16 protein-coding genes are annotated in these 18,945 nt (G+C 41.3%); 8 read left to right on the forward strand and 8 right to left on the reverse strand.

The window, feature by feature from the left end; all coding sequences use genetic code 11:
* Window positions 1-6 precede the first annotated feature (6 nt).
* From B5Y40_RS08065 to B5Y40_RS08090, 6 genes are all read left to right on the forward strand, one after another.
* The gene (locus B5Y40_RS08065) at window positions 7-366 is read left to right on the forward strand and encodes a hypothetical protein (RefSeq protein ID WP_079686177.1); all 360 of its coding nucleotides are present in this window, start codon (window positions 7-9) and stop codon (window positions 364-366) included.
* Window positions 367-492: 126 nt separating this feature from the next.
* Entirely contained in the window at window positions 493-1,128 is a 636-nt protein-coding gene (locus B5Y40_RS08070) for a TetR/AcrR family transcriptional regulator (protein ID WP_079686178.1), read from the forward strand.
* A gap of 11 nt (window positions 1,129-1,139) precedes the next feature.
* Window positions 1,140-2,612: a TolC family protein gene (locus B5Y40_RS08075; RefSeq protein WP_079686179.1), complete on the forward strand. Its 1,473-nt coding sequence runs from the start codon at window positions 1,140-1,142 to the stop codon at window positions 2,610-2,612.
* A 30-nt stretch (window positions 2,613-2,642) separates the two neighbouring features.
* Window positions 2,643-3,773, forward strand: a complete 1,131-nt coding sequence (locus tag B5Y40_RS08080; protein ID WP_079687119.1) for an efflux RND transporter periplasmic adaptor subunit — start codon at window positions 2,643-2,645, stop codon at window positions 3,771-3,773.
* A gap of 84 nt (window positions 3,774-3,857) precedes the next feature.
* On the forward strand, window positions 3,858-7,265 hold the full coding sequence (locus B5Y40_RS08085) for an efflux RND transporter permease subunit (protein WP_079686180.1): 3,408 nt from the start codon (window positions 3,858-3,860) through the stop codon (window positions 7,263-7,265).
* Window positions 7,266-7,421: 156 nt separating this feature from the next.
* Window positions 7,422-8,660: a metallophosphoesterase gene (locus tag B5Y40_RS08090; protein WP_079686181.1), complete on the forward strand. Its 1,239-nt coding sequence runs from the start codon at window positions 7,422-7,424 to the stop codon at window positions 8,658-8,660.
* 27 nt (window positions 8,661-8,687) lie between these two features.
* On the opposite strand, the gene B5Y40_RS08095 is transcribed toward B5Y40_RS08090, so the two are convergent.
* The 5 genes from B5Y40_RS08095 to B5Y40_RS08115 form a co-directional block, all read right to left on the reverse strand.
* Complete coding sequence (locus tag B5Y40_RS08095) at window positions 8,688-9,338, reverse strand: NAD(P)-binding domain-containing protein (protein WP_079686182.1); 651 nt, start codon at window positions 9,336-9,338, stop codon at window positions 8,688-8,690.
* A gap of 53 nt (window positions 9,339-9,391) precedes the next feature.
* Window positions 9,392-10,900 (reverse strand): gluconokinase, encoded by a 1,509-nt coding sequence (locus B5Y40_RS08100; protein WP_079687120.1) that lies wholly within the window; start codon window positions 10,898-10,900, stop codon window positions 9,392-9,394.
* Between the two features lie 134 nt (window positions 10,901-11,034).
* Complete coding sequence (locus B5Y40_RS08105; protein ID WP_079686183.1) at window positions 11,035-11,490, reverse strand: DoxX family protein; 456 nt, start codon at window positions 11,488-11,490, stop codon at window positions 11,035-11,037.
* Between the two features lie 68 nt (window positions 11,491-11,558).
* Window positions 11,559-11,942, reverse strand: a complete 384-nt coding sequence (locus B5Y40_RS08110) for a hypothetical protein (RefSeq protein WP_079686184.1) — start codon at window positions 11,940-11,942, stop codon at window positions 11,559-11,561.
* 91 nt (window positions 11,943-12,033) lie between these two features.
* The gene (locus B5Y40_RS08115; RefSeq protein WP_079686185.1) at window positions 12,034-12,360 is read right to left on the reverse strand and encodes an RNA recognition motif domain-containing protein; all 327 of its coding nucleotides are present in this window, start codon (window positions 12,358-12,360) and stop codon (window positions 12,034-12,036) included.
* Between the two features lie 546 nt (window positions 12,361-12,906).
* On the opposite strand from B5Y40_RS08115, the gene B5Y40_RS08120 reads away from it, so the two are divergent.
* On the forward strand, window positions 12,907-15,471 hold the full coding sequence (locus tag B5Y40_RS08120; protein WP_079686186.1) for a family 20 glycosylhydrolase: 2,565 nt from the start codon (window positions 12,907-12,909) through the stop codon (window positions 15,469-15,471).
* A gap of 7 nt (window positions 15,472-15,478) precedes the next feature.
* A complete protein-coding gene (locus tag B5Y40_RS08125; protein ID WP_079686187.1) occupies window positions 15,479-16,672 on the forward strand; it encodes a DUF5009 domain-containing protein in 1,194 nt (397 codons plus the stop codon).
* Between the two features lie 8 nt (window positions 16,673-16,680).
* On the opposite strand, the gene B5Y40_RS08130 is transcribed toward B5Y40_RS08125, so the two are convergent.
* From B5Y40_RS08130 to B5Y40_RS08140, 3 genes are all read right to left on the reverse strand, one after another.
* Window positions 16,681-17,508 (reverse strand): maleylpyruvate isomerase N-terminal domain-containing protein, encoded by an 828-nt coding sequence (locus B5Y40_RS08130; protein ID WP_079686188.1) that lies wholly within the window; start codon window positions 17,506-17,508, stop codon window positions 16,681-16,683.
* Window positions 17,508-17,732: a DUF6576 domain-containing protein gene (locus tag B5Y40_RS08135; protein ID WP_079686189.1), complete on the reverse strand. Its 225-nt coding sequence runs from the start codon at window positions 17,730-17,732 to the stop codon at window positions 17,508-17,510. Before B5Y40_RS08135 ends, B5Y40_RS08130 begins: the two co-directional genes overlap by 1 nt.
* A gap of 70 nt (window positions 17,733-17,802) precedes the next feature.
* A complete protein-coding gene (locus tag B5Y40_RS08140; protein WP_079686190.1) occupies window positions 17,803-18,528 on the reverse strand; it encodes a head GIN domain-containing protein in 726 nt (241 codons plus the stop codon).
* Between the last annotated feature and the right edge of the window lie 417 nt (window positions 18,529-18,945).

Consider the following 18,945-nt stretch of genomic DNA (forward strand, 5'->3'; position numbering starts at 1 on the left):
CGGGTTATGAAAAAATTAGATTTTGCAAAATGTGCAGCGTTGGGATTATTGGCTGTTACGATATTAGGATTGATTACCATGGTATTATGGAACTGGTTAGTTCCGGTTTTGTTTAGCGGTCCCGTTATTACATACTGGCAGGCACTTGGCCTGCTTATTTTAAGCAAGATATTATTCTGGGGCTGGGGTGGTAAGGGCCACTATCAAGCGAAGGATTCGGCACCTTACTGGAAGCATCGTTTTTATGAAAAATTCTCCAACATGCCTGTTGACCAACGTGAGGAATTCAAACGGAGAATGAAGGAAAAGTGGTGCAACTTCGAAAAGAAGACTTCAGATCAAAAAACAGACGCTTCACACGATTAGAGAGTCGTTTTAAGAAAATCGTCTGAAAAAATCTTTATAAAACTCAACCTGCACGTGTTTTAGGCCGTTTAAGGAAACTGTGGAAACTTTTGATATGTAAAAAGTTTCCATAGTTTTGCGATCATTATGGAAGATTTAAACACCAGAGAAAAGATTTTAAAAGGGGCGGACGGCCTTTTTACAAAGTACGGTGTTCGCAGTATTTCGATGGACGATATAGCCCGTCACTTGTCAGTATCCAAGAAAACTCTTTATCAACATTTCGCTGATAAAGAAGATATAGTGACGCTGGTATGCCAGGCACATCTGCAGGAAAGCCGAAATGAATTTGAATCCATTCACGCCAGTGCTGAGAACGCTATAGATGAACTTGCCAAGCTCTCGCTTTGTGTGAGAAAAAATGTAGAGGATGTAAACCCGTCACTCTTATTTGATCTGCAGAAATATTATCCGAAAGCATGGGCAGTGTGGCTGGAATTTAAACGCATGTGTATATATGACTCTGTCAAGAGAAATCTTGAGCAGGGTATAGCGGAAGGATTTTACAGAACTGAAATTAATGCAGAGATTTTAAGTATAGTGCGGATGGCGTTGATTGAGATTGCATTTGATGACAAGACCTTCTCACAAGATAAGTTTAAAATGGCTGAAGTACAGATGCAGATATTCGATCAATTCGTATATGGCATTGTAACAGAGAAAGGAAGAAAACTTTATCAGAAGTGTAAGGAGAAAAATTCAACAGAAGTAGTAACCCGATAATTAACCCCAATATGAAACGCTTTTATCAAACTATTTTACTTTGTTTAGTTGTACCGCTATGGACGAATGCGCAGTCTACTGATACTACATCATTTTCATTGGAAGAATGTATTAAGTATGCACTGGAGAATACAGTAGATGTTAAGAACGCCCGCGTTGATGCACAGATATCAGAAGCAAAGGTAAAGGAAACCTTTGGTATAGGTTTACCACAAGTAAGTGGTGAGGTAAGTCTTCAGCATAACCAGAAACTACCACGTTTTTTTTCCAGCTATGCAACCGCTCAAGGCTTTGCAGGTGTGGATGCCGATGGAAATCCGCTATTAGATATACCAGGTCTACAACCAACGGATGTAGTTGCTTCTCCTAACTTTTTTCAACTTCCCAGCAGTGGTAATGCTAGTATAACAGTTAATCAATTACTGTTCAGCAGTTCTTACCTGGTTGGTTTGAAGGCAGCGGGAACTTATAAAGAGCTGTCCTATAAAACAGAAGAACAAACACAAATTCAAGTTGTAGAAAATGTAACGAAGGCATATTATGCTGTGTTGATCAATAATGAACGTATCAACCTTTTTGATAATAACATTTCTCGTGTCGACTCTCTGTTAAGAAGTACAACGGCATTAAACAAGAATGGATTTGCAGAAGAGATCGATGTGGATAGAACCAAAGTAACGCTAAACAATCTTAAGTCAGAGCGTTTGAAGTTTCTTAATCTTCAGAACCTGAGTTTGAATCTGTTGAAGTTTCAAATGAATTATCCGATGGAGAAATCAATCCAAGTAAGCGGTACGATTGCATCTCTTCAGGTTGATGAAGATCTTTTTAATGAGTATCAACAAGGTTGGGATTTTAAAAATCGAATTGAGTATAAAGTGTTGGACACTCAACGCAAGCTTCAGGAACTTGATATTAAAAACAAATACTCTGCATCGTTACCAAGCTTGTCTGCATTTGCAAACTTAGGATACTCAACACAATCAGAAAATATTAGAGGTATATTTAAAACGAATACAGAGATGCAAGAGACACCTCAGATAGGCCCTGATAAGTGGTATTCCTTTTCTTCGTTTGGTGTGACGCTAAGTGTTCCATTATTCAGCGGTTTACAGAGAACATATCAAGTTCAACAAGCTAAACTTTCACTGCTTAAAATTCAGAACAACTATAATTCTTTAAAGCAAAATATAGACTTAAGTATTCAGCAAAATACAGTTACCTATAAAAACTCGATTGAAACATTAAAGTCGCAGCAGGAAAATATGACACTTGCTGAAAAAGTAGCGCGTGTCACCAAGATCAAATATCAACAAGGTGTAGGCTCTAATATTGAAGTGACGGATGCTGAGAGCAGCTTGCGCGAAGCTCAGGTAAATTACTACAATGCTTTATACGATGCCATCATCGCGAAAGTAGATCTGGATAAGGCCTACGCTAAAATAGATCCTAGTCAGTACGTATCAGCAGAACCCAAAAAATAGTCATAACCCCAAATGAAAAATAACCACTTTATGAAATCAACGATATATACTCATTTATCTGTCATTGTCATTGCGGGAATGCTGGCGGCTTGTAGTGCAGCTACTCCGGATGATAAAAAAGCACAGCTTGATAAACTTAAGAAACAAGAGACTGAAATAACAAAACAAATTCAGCAGCTCGAAGCAGAGATTGCTAAAACAAATCCTGACTCTACGGTTTCAGTAAAAGCAAAAGAAGTATCGGTAACTGAGCTTGCACCTCGCAAGTTTGACCATTACGTTCAGACACAAGGTAGCGTAGACGCTGAAGATAATATCCTGGTGAGTGCTAAATCTGCAGGTGTTGTTACTGCGGTATATGTTAAAGAAGGACAGCAAGTATCAAAAGGCCAGGTACTGGCTCAAATCGACAATTCCGTAATCGCTCGAAATATAGAGGCACAGAAGTCACAGTTAGAACTAGCCGTATCCATTTTCAATCGCCAGAAGAATCTGTGGGATCAGAAGATTGGTACCGAAGTACAATACCTGCAAGCGAAGACTAATAAAGAAAGTCTTGAGAAACAGATTGAATCGCTAAATGAACAAAACGAGATGACCCGCATTAAATCTCCAATCAGCGGTACCGTTGATGAGGTTGTGGTAAAGATCGGAGAAAATATAGCGCCCGGTATGCCTGCGGTTCGTGTTGTGAATACTTCCAACCTGAAGCTTATCGCTAATGTTTCGGAAGCCTATGTTACTCAAATCAAAAAAGGTAACACTGCGACTATAGATATACCTGAATTGAAAAAACTAATGACGGCACAGGTAACATTTGTTGGTAAAACAATAGATCCACTTTCACGGACATTCCCGGTTGAAGTTAAATTACCTTCTAACGCTGATCTTCGCCCGAACATGACTGGTATTCTGAAAGTAATTTTTCACTCAGAACCATCTACCATTGTAGTGCCGGTTAATATAGTACAGGATCTCAATAAAGAGAAAATTGTATTTATAGTAGAAACAAATGGCAAGCAAACGATAGCCCGTAAAAAGGTTGTAACAATCGAAGGTGTGTACGACAATCTTGCACAAGTGAAAGGTCTGAATGCAGGTGATAAAGTTGTAACCTTCGGATACCAGGGATTGAATGACGGTCAAGTAATTAAAATATAGTTAGAGAAAGTTTAGAGTCTTTGGTAACGAATCGGATTTGTTACCAATGGCTCGCGACATTACCCACAACTAACACTGAAATTTATGCATGACATAGAGAAAGAATTTAAACCCACCAGTTGGTCGATCGATAATAAGGTGGCGATCTACGTTGCTACTATTATTATCTGCCTGGCGGGGATCATGACGTACAACAGTCTGCCTAAGGAGAATTTCCCGGAGGTAGTATTTCCGCAGATATATGTAGCCACTGTATATCCCGGTGCTCCTGAAGATATAGAGAACCTGATTTCTAAACAGATTGAGAAACAGGTAAAATCTATAGCCGGTGTTAAAAAAATAACCAGCAATTCACTGCAGAACTTCTCTAACGTAATCATCGAATTCGAAACGGATGTTGAAGTTAAAGAAGCAAAGCGTGAAGTACAGGAAGCCGTTGATAAAGCGAAGAAAGATCTTCCCACTGATCTGGACGATGATCCGCAAGTAGTGGATGTTGATATTTCGGAAGTTCCGATCATGAATATAAATCTATCCGGTGATTACGATTTGCAAACATTGAAAAAATATGCCGAGCAAATGCAAGACCGGATTGAATCCCTTAAAGAAATCCGCAGAGTAGATATAGTCGGTGCGCTTGATCGTGAGATTCAGGTAAACGTGGATCTATATAAATCAGCACTGGCAGGTGTAAGCCTTGATGATATTTCACAAGCTATAAAGTATGAGAACGTCATCATTGCTGGTGGACAGCTTTCTGTTGATGGAATGAAACGCTCTATGAGTGTGAACGGTGAATTTGTTTCTGCCGAGCAAATGGGCGGTATCGTTATTGGTGGTACAAAAGGAGGCAAGGTATATTTAAGAGATGTTGCTGAGGTAAGCGATACACACAAAGAACAAGAGAGCTTTGCACGTTTAGACGAGAAAAATGTTGTTACACTAAACGTTGTAAAACGCGGTGGTGAAAACCTGATTCTTGCTTCTGACCAGATCAATGAGATCGTTAAGGAATATGAAAATGGTATTTTACCCAATGGTTTAAAAGTAACGATCACTGCCGATCAATCGGACAACACACGTATGACGTTGCACGATTTGATCAACACGATCATTATTGGTTTCGTACTGGTAACTATAATTCTCATGTTCTTCATGGGTGCAACCAATGCGATCTTCGTAGGATTGTCCGTTCCACTCTCCAGCTTTATTGCGTTCCTAACGTTCCCCACATTAGGGTTTACACTGAACATGATGACGCTGTTTTCTTTTCTGCTGGCGTTAGGCATAGTTGTGGATGATGCGATCGTAGTAATTGAAAACACACACCGTGTATTTGATAATGGCAAAGTGCCAATTCGTAAAGCAGCGAAGATTGCTGCCGGCGAAGTATTCATGCCCGTGTTATCAGGTACATTAGTAGTACTTGCTCCATTTGTACCGTTGGCTTTCTGGCCAGGTGTTATAGGTAAATTTATGTTTTACCTTCCCGTTACACTAATCGTTGCATTGCTTGCTTCACTTGTTGTGGCCTATATAATGAACCCCGTGTTCGCTGCAGACTTCATGAAACCACACGATCACGATCATGACAACAAACCAAAATTTACCAAGGGCTATAAAATATCAGCTGTTGTTTTTCTGGCCATCGCACTGTTGTTCTATGTAACAGGTTCTTTCGGTATGGGTAATTTTACGATATTCATTTTCGGTATATATTCATTACACCGTTTTGTGTTGGAAGAAGTTATATCTGGTTTTCAAACAAAAGCATGGCCTTCCGTACAACGCGGCTATGGTAAATGTATTACGTGGTGTCTTGAAAGCTGGAGACCGTATGGTGTAGTAGGTGGAGTAGTTGCATTGTTTATATTTTCAATAATCTTTACAGGAATTCGTAAGCCTCCTGTTGTATTCTTCCCGCAAGGCGATCCTAATTTTATATTTGCCTATGTCCGTATGCCGATTGGTACAGATCAAGTTGTTACAGATTCCATTACCAACATTGTGGAAGACCGGGTTATTAAAGTGATCGGAAAAGATACAACGATGGTTGAGTCTATTATATCCAACGTATCGGTGGGGGCAGCGGAAGATCAATTCTCCGGAACGCAGGCGCAGCCACATTTAGGAAAAGTTACCGTTGCGTTTGTTGATTTTGCAAAACGTGATGGACGCTCTTCAAAAGATTATCTTGATAAAATCCGCGAAGCTGTAAAAGGAATCAAAGGCGCTGAAATTTCTGTTAACCAGGAGCAAGGTGGTCCGCCAACAGGTAAACCAATCAACATTGAAATTGCAGCGGATAATTTTGACTTACTCGTTTCTACTGCTGATCGTACAAAACGTTATCTTGATTCCTTGCAGGTTCCGGGTGTAGAAGAATTGAAGTCAGATTTTCAAAGCGATAAACCGGAGATTGTAATCAAGATCGATCGTGAAAAAGCAAATCGTGAAGGTATATCAACGGGAGTGATCGGTGGAATTTTGAATACTGCAATCTATGGTCAGGAAGTTTCAAGGTTCCGTGATGAGAATGATGATTACCCGATTGAACTGCGTATAAAAGAGGATCAGCGAAATGATATCAATACCTTGATGAACCTTCCGGTCACCTATCGAGATATGGCTAGCGGAGGAGCTGTACGCCAAGTGCCGTTATCATCTTTTGCAACGATAGAATACTCGAACAGTTATGCCGGTATTAAACGTATCGATCAGAAACGTGTCATATCACTTTCATCAAATGTACTCAGTGACTATAATGAAAACGAAGTTGTAGCCGATATACAAAACCGGTTAAAGTCAATTTCTATACCAGACGAAGTAACAGTTAAGATGACAGGTGCACAGGAAGATCAGGCAGAGACGTCAGCGTTCCTGGGTGTAGCCGGACTGGTAGCCCTGGGGTTGATCTTTATGATTCTTGTAATCCAGTTTAACTCCGTAAGCAAGCCACTCATCATTCTGATGGAAATTATATTCAGTGTGATTGGTGTGTTGCTAGGTTTCTCATTATTCAGAATGGAGATATCCATTGTTATGTCGGGTGTCGGTATAATGGCATTGGCAGGTATCGTGGTTCGTAACGGTATATTGTTGGTGGAATTTACAGATCTCCTTATATCCCAAGGTATAGAACTGAAAGAAGCCATCATTGAAGCAGCAAGAACCAGGATGACACCTGTATTATTGACAGCAATGGCCGCTACATTAGGACTTATACCATTGGCGGTTGGATTGAACATCGACTTCGTAACGTTGTTCACTGAATTCAATCCACATATATTCTTTGGTGGTGATAACGTTGCTTTCTGGGGACCTCTGTCATGGACGATGATCTTCGGTTTGATCTTCGGTACATTCCTAACATTGTTCCTGGTGCCAGTGATGTATCTGCTGGTAGCAAAGTTGAAATCCAAAGTTTATAAGGATAAGAAAGAAGAAGTACATGGTGGTGAAACTGCAGACGGAGCGATTGCTACCGTATAAAGTATAAACGGGGAGTTAATCGTTAGCCGCGACAGGTAAATAGGTTCAGTTTGGTTTTTTTGATGCGGCTAACGATTAACTTTCTGTAACCAGAAACTAAAAATTGAAGAAAGTCGTCTATACATGTAGACGACTTTTTTTATTATGAGATCTCGCATGACGACTTTGATATTCTTTGGGTTACTCTTTCTGGTAATAGATTACTATGTATTTCAAGCGATAAAGATTGTAAGTGAAGACTGGAGTCCGGTTTCGAAAAATATAGTTCGGATTGGCTTCTGGGTTCCTACCTTGTTAAGTATAGGAGCACTTCTTTGGTGGACACTTGGTGATCCCTACCAGGTAAGTGCAGGTACCCGTAATTGGATCCTTACCGGGCTCGTTGCTGTGTACTTTTCAAAAGTATTTGCTGTAGTCGTTCTGTTTATAGATGATTTATACAGAGGTATGCGATGGCTGGTGAGTTTCTTTTACAAAGGACCATCGGGTGATTTGCCGGGAGAAGCTATAACGCGGTCAGAGTTTTTGTCAAAGACTGCGCTCGTAGCGGCAGCCGTTCCGTTTGGTACCATGGTATATGGTGTAGTTTCCGGTGCGCATGATTATCGTGTAAGAAAGAAAACTATATACCTTCCGAATCTCCCAAAGGCGTTTGATGGTATAAAGATCGGACAGCTTTCGGATATTCACTCCGGAAGTTTCTTTAACAAGACTGCCGTAAAAGGTGGAATTGAAATGATGTTGAATGAAAAGCCAGATATACTCTTCTTTACGGGTGACCTGGTAAACAACGAATCTGCCGAAGTAAAAGATTACATCGATATCTTCAATAAACTGAAAGCACCTTTGGGAGTATTCTCGGTAACGGGTAATCACGACTATGGCGACTATCACCAATGGCCATCACTTCAGGCGAAGCAAAAGAATTTTAAGGACCTTATAGAAGCGCATCGTTTGCTCGGATTTAACCTGCTAATGAATGAACATAAATTTATAGAGACAGGAGGAGAGAAGCTGGCAATTCTGGGTATAGAGAATTGGGGAGGAGGAAGATTTGCCAAGTATGGTAAACTTGACCAGGCCTATGCCGGAACGGAAGATGCTCCTGTAAAGCTTTTGCTTTCACATGACCCAAGTCACTGGGATGCTCAGGTTCGTCCGTTGTATCCGGATATAGATATAGCATTTGCCGGACATACACATGGTTTTCAATTTGGCATCGAGATCGGGAATATAAAGTGGAGTCCTTCACAATATGCCTACAAGCAATGGGCAGGACTATACCAGGAAGGATCTCAATACCTGTATGTCAATCGTGGCTTTGGATATTTAGGTTATCCTGGAAGAATAGGAATGCCACCGGAGTTGACGATCATAGAACTGAAACGTTCCTGATCATGACATATAGTATAGATAAACAAGCTAATTTTCAGAGATACTATTGTGTTTCCAGAAGTTGATAATCTTTTCTATATCCAATGTGAATTCGCTGGTGTGCGCACCGCTTAATCCTTCCTCAAGATTTTGCATGGTGCCATCCTTAACGGCCTTGTAAATCATGCTTGCGAAATGCCCCGAGCCACTACGCCCGCAATATAGGTAGCCCCCGTGAGCAGCAATATCTTTGAACAGTGATTCACAGAAGTTAAGCGCAAACCGGTTGCCACCAATCGTTATGCGAACATCCGATGCCGTCCGGTGTATATCTCCAATAACTCCACAGTCGAGATAGTCAATCTGCATACCTTGTAATGCTTGTCCTCTGCGGATAGTATCTTTATAGAACGAATTACTACCATCAATTATAATATCACTCACGGAGAGATATCCCGAAAGGTTGGCAAGTGTTTCATCCATCCGGTCGCCTGCAGAAATCATCATCCAGATCACTCGTTTTGTGGAGAGGCTTTCAGCAAAATCTTTTAGCGACTTCGTTGTTGATATACCTTTTCGATGAATGTCTTGCAAAACATCTTCGTTGTGATCGTATACAACAACCTTGTATCCTTTCGAGTGTAGTGACAGCGCAAGATTAAATCCCGTTTCTTCTAGACCGATCAATCCGATTTGCATACTTGTTATAGATGACGTTGAAAGTTAAGATGTATAGTTCATCTCCTGAAATTCTATTGAAGCACCGATGTTCTCATGTCCGATACTATACTCATATTGAGAAGCAAAGTATTCGTAAGATTCCGGAACAACGGAAATATGCGCTCTTTATATACCTGGTGATTTGCTAAGTCCGGTGTAAAGACACGCACCTGATCCTGCTTAAACGAGTTATAGTCGGGTAACGATTCCAGTTTCTTAATAGCCATATAGGCCGCACCAATGGCAGAAGCGTCATCCGTGTTGGTAAGGCCTATAGGTTTACCAAAAATATCGGCTAGCAATTGCACCCAGCGCTCCGAACGAACAAACCCTCCACTTACATTTACCTGTTGTATAATCAATCCTGATTCTTCCAGGCATTGACTGATATGATATAGCGATAGTGTAATGCCTTCGAGTACAGCACGTGTGAAATATGCCTGCGTATGATGCGCGGTAATACCAAAAAATACCCCGGAGGTTTCACTGTTCCACAATGGGGCACGTTCACCTAATATATAGGGCAGAAAGATTAATCCATCGGAGCCGGCTTTGACAAGATCTATATCTTTGAGAACATCATCGTAATCAGAAGGAGACGCAAGTTCTTTCTTCAGGAAATTCAACATATACCATTTGAGTGCTACACCACCGTTGTTAATCGGTCCACCGGAGATAAACGTATTTTCATCCAGTCGGTAATTGAAGGTCATGGCGCCATAATTAAAAGTAGGTCTCGTGCTGGCAACACGTATCGCTCCACTCGTGCCGATGGTCAACGCCGCGATGCCCGGGTCAACGGCCTGGCTACCCACATTGGCACAGCAACCATCACTGGCACCTATGATAAAGGGTATATCAATTGGTAAGCCCGTAATTTTAGAAGTCTCTTCCGTCAATGTACTACGTTGAAACGTTGTGCTGACAGGTGTTGAAAGTTTTGATTCGGATATTTCACATACTTGTAGCGCCTGTTCACTCCAGGTAAGTTTTTCAATATCGAATAGGCCGGTTGCCGATGCAATAGAGTGATCGACCTCGTACGTCCCAAAAAGCTTGAACCAGATATACTCTTTTATAGATATATACTTTGAAGCAGCTGTGTAGATTTCAGGAGCATGTTCTCGCAACCATATAATTTTACACAGCGGAGACATGGCGTGAACGGGAGTTCCGGATTGCTTGTACAGTGTTTCACCAAGCGCAGAATTTTTAATTCGGTCTGCTATCGAAGCGCTCCGGTTATCTGCCCAGGTAATCATGTTCATAAGTGGATTCCCCTGCGTATCAACTGGGATGAAACTATGCATGGCACTGCTAAGAGCAACTCCCTGCGGACTTTGCTGCAGAGCTGTCGTGCATCGAAGTATACATTTCAGAAAAGCCTGCCAGATGATCTCCGGTGCCTGTTCGCTATAACCGGGTTGAGTTGACAACGTAGGATAAGCAACCTGTTCGGTATATATCGCTTTCCCATTGTAGTCAACCGCTACCGCCTTTGTACTTCCTGTTCCGATGTCTATACCGAGCATGTACTTCATAGCAAAATCAAAAGCCCAAATTACAAATTCCAGCGTGAAGTACGGATGCAAACAAGATAATCGAATCAGAATGTGTGAAAATAAAAAGGCATCCGAGGTAATCGGATGCCTTCGGTTTAGGTTAGGAGAATGCTTTACGAATGCTCTGCAATGTGCATTTCTTTTCTTCGCTTCGCATCGATAGAATAGCGTCCTGCACCAAACACCATGAATGTGACCAAACCAACTAAGACGACAATGGAAAGCCAGAGTTCCATATGCTGGCCTATAGAAAGAAAACCTTTTGGAGCGTTAACCATAAATACGGCTCCAATCAATATTGGGATCTGTATGAGGCACGCTATACGCGTGAATAATCCGAATGCGATCATCGGCCCTGCACAGATATGTGCAAACACTATATAGTGCTCTAATGTCATTCCGGCAAAGTAAAGATTTATACCATCCGTTGTCATTTCCAGTTCATGCATGTGCGTGATGAAATACAATCCTTTGTAGGTGATAAATACTCCAAGTGCAATGCGAAATATATCCAGAAAACCAGGGCGGTGATTGTTACCCCACTTTTCTACATCGGTGATAACGCTCATAATGTTTATTGTTGATCTATACAAAGTTTACGAAAATGCTTTCGTAAAACCTAGAAGAATATAACAATTTACAGACCCTGCGTGAGTGGTCTCTGATTTTCATTCCAAAGACGAATGAACCAGTAAATGATAAAAGGTATTGTCCCAAAGAAAATAAAGAGGAGTATCCAGAGTATCTTTTCAGTCTGATCAAGTTGTTTGTTCAGCGCAGCATGTACAATGTAAAATACATGGAGGAAAAGTGATATGAATGTGAGTACAATAATCGGGACGATAAACGATAGGACACCCGCTATGATTGCAGACTCTGAAGGTTCGTAATCCTGACCCTGGCTTGCTTCAACAGTAGAGAGTATAAAGTGAAGTATCTGGTAGAATATATAGCCGGATAAAATGAAGGGCACGATGGTAAATATACCAAGCAGGATTTTTTGTGTTTTATTCAGGTTCATGACTTTAGAATTATATAGTATGAAACGAATATAAAAAAAACTGCCCGGTATATACCGGGCAGTTTTCCGAGTCTTTGGTTATTCCTCCGAATTAATAATCGTTGTTATTATTTCTGCGGTTGAAACCACCGCCACCACCACTTCTGTATCCACCACCGCCACTGCGAGGTGCATCAGACTTAGGTCTTGCTTCGTTCACTACGAGGGTTTTGCCCAGGAAGTTGAATCCGTTAAGGCTAGTGATAGCTTGACGGCCAGCAGCGTCATCCGCCATTTCGATAAAACCGAAACCGCGACTGCGTTGCGTTACTTTGTCCATGATAATCTTGGCAGAAGAAACTTCGCCATACTCTTCGAATAATCCCTTCAATTCCTGTTCGGATGCCTTAAAAGGGATGTTGGCAACGTAAATGTTCATTGTTTAAAAGATAAATGAGAAAATTAATTTTTGAAAACTGACAGACTCGACTGGAACTACTCGCGAATGACTTCTGAGGGTGGCCTCAGTGAAGCTTGACAATTAACAACTGCAAAATAAAAAGATTTTTTTGATTTTTAACAATTTTTGTTTTGTGGCGTTTTTGAGCTGAAAAAAGCGTTTTTGATAGACTTAAATTTCATTCACACCAAAAGCAAACAAAATGGCGAGCTTCAAAAATGATAAATTCTATGATGTGGACACAGTTGAATGTTACGACATGCAGCTATAAAATGCTATAGTGAAGTGATCGTAAGTCAGTGCCTATGTATGTATTTGATATATGAAAATAAAAAGATGACCAAATATACCCGTATAGTTTTTATGGTGTGCTCATGTGCATTTATACTTTTAAAAGTGTGTGTGGTGTGTACTTAAATTATTTTCATTTCATCGGCTGAGTATTTTTCAATTCATTTATATTACCGGTAAATATAGATTTAATCGTATAGTATACATTTATAACTAAATATTGATTACCCGCCAATGAGAGTTTCCCTTTTTGCTGTAATGGTGCTGATTTCGCTTTCAGTACAATCACAATCCAACCTATTTGATGCAAAGAATATAAATATACAATGGGAAGTTATAGAGAACAGTCATCAGAATAAATCCCAGTTTCAATCTGCTTTTACATTTACAAATACTGGCAAAACTGATTTGCCTAAGCAGGGCTGGACATTGTATTTTAATTTTGTGCGTACGGTCGATCCGGCTTCTACAACGGGAGGCGTTACGATCGAGCGAGTGAATGGTGATTTGTTCCGATTATTTCCAAAGGCAGATTTCCAGGGAATCAAAGCTGGTAATTCACTGCGCGTGGAATTTGTTTCAAGTGACTGGGTAGTAAACTTCACCGATGGTCCCGCAGGTATATATATAATCTGGAACGAGGCTCCATCAAAAGGTATACCGGTAACAAACTATACGATCAAGCCATCCACCGAACCTAAACAATACTTACGATTTCCAGGAGACAAAATCGGTTTGATAACACCTGCGATCACGTACGATCAGAATAAAGCTATACTTCCGGTCGCGCCTGATAAATTGACGAAAGTTTTCCCAACTCCGGTTACGTACCGGGAGAACCCCGGAGCTTTTGTTTTAACAAAGGATGTTGCTATTGTGACAGACCCTGCGTTTGCAAATGAAGCAGAACTTTTGGCGACTGATCTGTCGGGTATATTCAAGACAAATCCTGCTATATCTACTGCTGGTAATAAAGGCGCAAAGTACATTCAGCTGCAAAAGAATAGTGATGCTCCGGAGGCATACCAGCTTACCATTACAAATGAAAACATCACGATTGCTGCATCATCTGGAGCCGGAATTTTTTACGGCATTCAGTCACTTAAAACATTGTTGCCACCACAGTCTTTTGCAAAGACTCAAACGGCTATTGAAGTTCCAAACGTTCATGTAACCGATGCACCAAGATTTCCACACCGCGCGTTCTTTCTGGATGTATCGAGAAATTTTCAGCGCAAGCAGCAAATCTTGAAATTGCTTGACTTGATGGCCTTGTATAAACTAAATGTACTTCACTTTCATTTAAACGATGATGAAGGATGGAGACTTGAAATCCCTTCGCTGCCAGAGCTTACGCAAGTTGGGTCGAAACGTGGTCACACCGGTGACAACAATGCAAATTTACCTCCATCGTATGGTTCAGGGCCGGATATAAACAACGCTTACGGTACAGGTTATTATTCACAAGCCGACTATATAGATATACTGAAGTATGCTATGGCCCGACACATTCGTGTGATACCGGAGATTGAAACCCCGGGCCATGCGAGAGCCGCTGTAAAATCAATGGACGCGCGGTATGAAAGACTCATGAAAGAAGGCAAAAAGGAAGCAGCCGAAAAATATTTACTGCACGATCCCGAAGATCAGTCGGTATATAGATCCGTGCAAGGTTGGAATGACAATGTGATGAATGTAGCAATGTCTTCCACGTATATGTTCCTGGAAAAGGTAGTAGATGAGGTCATAGACCAATATAAGCGTGCAGGCGTACCGTTGACAACGATTCATTTTGGAGGTGATGAGGTGCCAGCAGGTGTATGGGAGAAATCACCTGCGTGTCAAAAGCTGATAAATGAAGATGCATCGGTTAACAACGTTGATGACCTCTGGTATTATTTCTTCGGCAAGGTCAATACAATGCTGCAGAGCAAAGGACTTGGACTGTACGGATGGGAAGAGATTTCCATGCGCAAGACGAAGCTCGATGGTAATAATCACTATATACCGAATCCCGATTTTGTAAAAGATCATCTGCAGGTAGACGTCTGGAATAACGTTCTTGGCTGGGGCGCAGAAGACCTGGCCTATCAATTGGCAAATGCAGGCTATAAAGTAGTACTGTCGTGTGTAAGCAATCTATACTTTGATATGGCGTATCAGAAGTCTTTCGATGAGCCTGGGTACTATTGGGGTGCCTTTGTAGATATAGATAAGCCCTACTATTTTATTCCGTACGATTATTTCAAGAATGCAAAGGAAGACAAGTTCGGGAATGCCTTGAACAAGTCAATTTTTACAGGGAAGGCTCGGCTTACGGATTATGGAAAGTCAAATATACTGGGGATCCAGGGATTGCTGTGGTCGGAAACTGTTCAGGGGCCTGAGCGCATGGAGTATATGATGCTGCCCAAAATGTTTGGACTTGCAGAAAGAGCGTGGGCGAAGGATCCGGCCTGGGCAACAGAGAAAAACGAAACACAAAGCGAGAAACTATATCAGCAGGCATGGTCTGAATTTGTAACTGTAGTAGGATCGAGAGAGTTGCCGCGCCTTGACTTTTATAGCGGAGGCTTTAACTATCGGATACCATCGCCCGGTGCGGTTGTAAAGGATGGAAAAGTAGATGTAAACATACAGTTGTCTGGTTTCGTGGTACGCTATACAACCGACGGAAAAGAGCCAACGGTGAAGAGTGCTATATATAGCGGACCCATAGTTAAGAAGGGAACAATCAAGTTGAAGGCATTTAATCAGAAGGGAAGAGGAGGGAAGACCATCACCATTACCAATCCATAATCCCATCATGTACAACGCACTCACTACACAGCGCATTCTCTCCATCGATGCATTTCGTGGAATCACGATCCTGGTCATGATTTTTGTAAATGAACTGGCTGGTGTGCAAGGTATACCACTCTGGATGAAACACATGCCAGCGGACGCCGATGCTATGACCTTTGTCGATATGGTGTTTCCTGCTTTCCTTTTCATTGTAGGAATGTCAATACCTTTCGCAATTAATAATCGCCTCTCCAAAGGAGATAATATTGGACAGTTACAACTTCATATTCTCTTTCGAACCATCGGATTGATTGTGCTGGGCGTTTTTATGGTAAATGCCGAAGGCGGTTATAATGAAGAAGCGATGGGCATGTCGATTGCACTATGGTCGTTATTATTTTATGCAGGTGTTATACTCATTTGGAATGTATATACTTTTAAATCCAAAGCTGTTATTTATGCATTGCGGGTTATTGGTATAGCATTGTTACTGGTGCTTGCATTTATATACAAAGGTGGTGAAGATGGCACGCAATCTTTAACGCCACAATGGTGGGGCATCCTGGGATTAATCGGCTGGGCATATTTGATTGCCTGTATACTATGTCAGCTACTCAATGGGAAACTAATCGCCATTATCGTAGCCATTGGTGTATGCATTTTATTCTACGCAGCAGGAAGATCATCAATGGCCGACAGTTCATCTGTGATGCGTTGGATGAGCGGTCAAACAGGTCACGCGACACATACGGCTATTGTGCTTTGTGGTATTGCAGTGTCGCTTATGTTTTTCGATACAAAGCAAAAGAGAAGTGACTCACAGCGATTCATGTTCGTATTCACATTCGCAGCCGTTATATTTATAGCAGGGTTTGTGCTTCGGCCGCACTATACTATATCCAAGATTTATGCAACGCCAACGTGGAGCTTGTATAGCGCAGGATTTTGTAGCCTGATCTTTGCGTTTTTGTATTGGTTGATCGATTTGAAAAAGATTAGTAGCTGGACTGCCTTCTTTAAGCCGGCAGCCTCGAATCCTTTGTTAACCTACATTATTCCCTTTATTTTGTATGCGCTGTTTAAACTTCTGCACATCGAATGGCCAGATCTGTTTTATCAGGGAACTGTAGGTGTTATTTGGTCGGCTATATATGCCATTGCGATTATGGCATTTGTAATCGGCTTGAATAAATTGAAGATCAAACTCCAGCTATAGCGATATCACTAAGCCATAACCGCAAGCATTGTAAATATAGGTTTACCGAATTCGACATGTCCATTTACCTGGATTACACTTTCTGCCTCTGCGGTGGAGAGTCCTTTGGTGAATAATTTCCAGGCATCGTCACCCGGTATAATAATTTCGCAATCCGCTGCTTCGGTTGGTTCAGTAAATTTCCAGGCATCACCTTTATGAATGACAGACCACTGTCCACCAGCTTCACCTGTGATATGTACTCTTACAACGGTACCTTCAGGCGCAGGAGTGGAGCGATAATGATGTGGAAGCGCCTGCATAAATGTATCCAGAACAGGGAAGTATAGTATACGCATGGTAATCCCAGGTTTATCAACCGCTTCACGAATCTGCTGCTGATGATGCCACTTCTCGGTATACTCTCGCGCGATGTGAAACCAATTAAACGATTTATCTTCACCAGCCCAGGCCACAGAAAAGATGGCTTCATCCATGGGGTCAAGTGAGGCAAGGTGCGTATAGTATGCGTGTCCCGTTGTCTCCAATAGATCAATCAAAACAACGGGGCTCAACCGTTTCATTGCTTTTGCCCAATCAGCGTTCAGTCGATTGAGAAAGTTTATCAGGTCCTGGTATGATTGAATATTTTCCGGTGCTTCCCCAAAATGACGGTCACGCGATATGGATAATGTTCTGAGATTACCATCCAGTAAATGACCTGCTATATCTTTTACCGTCCACTGTTTAGCGCGCGTTTTTTTATTCCAATCTTCAGGCGTTAAAGACTTTAGAAGTTCAATTAATTTTTGATCGAGTATAGGAAAGAGGTGCAGTGTTGAAATGGGGACCCTCATCACTTTTTACCGGATAACTCATCGAGACGTCTCCGTTCACCTGGAGTCAGGCTATCGATGCCACGAGTATTGATTTTATCTAACAACCGATCCAACTCGTCCAATCGTTGTTTACGCATCGCGTTATAGCGATCATCTTTGGTTTCGAGATTTTTTCCGAAGATGCTGTTGCGGAAAAAATATATAAGAATCGCTACAACAATAAGAGTTCCATAAAGACCCATATGCACGAAATGTATTCTGTTAAGATAGGAAATGGATCACAATTCCTGACCTTAACAGAATATATTTTTTTTAATAAGCGCGGTCGACCGTACCCGATCCGTAGATTTTTTTAACGGCTGTTTTGGTATTGCCCTTATGTTTTACAGAGCCGCTTCCCAGAATAGTAGCATCAATGTTGTTGGCTACGTTAAGTTCACATGTTCCGCTTCCGCTAACTTTAGCTTTGGCAGTTTCAAGTGGACAGCTAAAACCTTTCAAAGCACCCGTTCCACTTACCAGGGCATCGATCGATGTGGCATAACCTTTTAAAGTCAGCGTTCCGCTTCCGCTCACTTCTGCTTTTACTGTATTGCCTTTGATGTCTACATCCATACTTCCATTTCCATTTACAGCCAGCGTTATATAGTCGGCAGCAATGGAGTTTTCCGAGATAACTTTTCCACCACCATTTACCTGCAAGTCGTTCAGATTTTTTACGCTCACATATACTTTCATTGTAGGGTTAAGTTTGATGTCATCAATTTTTGCCCAAAGACTTTTGTTCGGGTTTTCCGGTTTACGTTCCATGTTGATTTGAAGAACACCGTTCTCAACTTTAATCTCCGTCAGTGAGTAAACTTCTGTGAGCGCCTCAACAGTAACTTCCTGTTTATTGGTTTGCTTCAGATACACCGTGTAGTTAGAGTTGACATAGATTCCTTTAAAATCAGGAAGTTCGAGCGTCTTTTTGGTAGTCTGCGCAAAAGCAGCAGAGGCAAAGAGAGCAAGCGCACAAATGACGAATGCTTTTTTCATGTTGATTGAATTGAATTATAGGGATCAAGTAAGTATCACTCAGGTAAATTATAAAATCATCCTGACGATTAAAAGGGACATTGAACGGTTGAAATGGTATATTTCCTTGCGAATCAGGACTAAACCTTACTTCCCCTTTCGGAAAATAGCTTTCATAATCAGTATAAATGCTATTCCACCGATACACATCAGCAGTAAAACGGTAGGGGTTATCTGGTTGACGGCATGCATATTTCCTTGTGTTTACAAGGTAAAATTACGGATTCAAAACAGAAGTTTCAGTAAGTTTAAGGTAAAGCTCGAATATTTATCACGGCCATAGTACCGTCAAAAGAACTGTTCATTACTGAAAATTTGTTGTGCCAAATATTTGGATTGAATGCGACTTTGCGTTGTTATTTATACTCAGAATCAAGT

Origin of the sequence: Ohtaekwangia koreensis (assembly GCF_900167975.1) — a bacterium.
Lineage (GTDB): Bacteria > Bacteroidota > Bacteroidia > Cytophagales > Cyclobacteriaceae > Ohtaekwangia > Ohtaekwangia koreensis.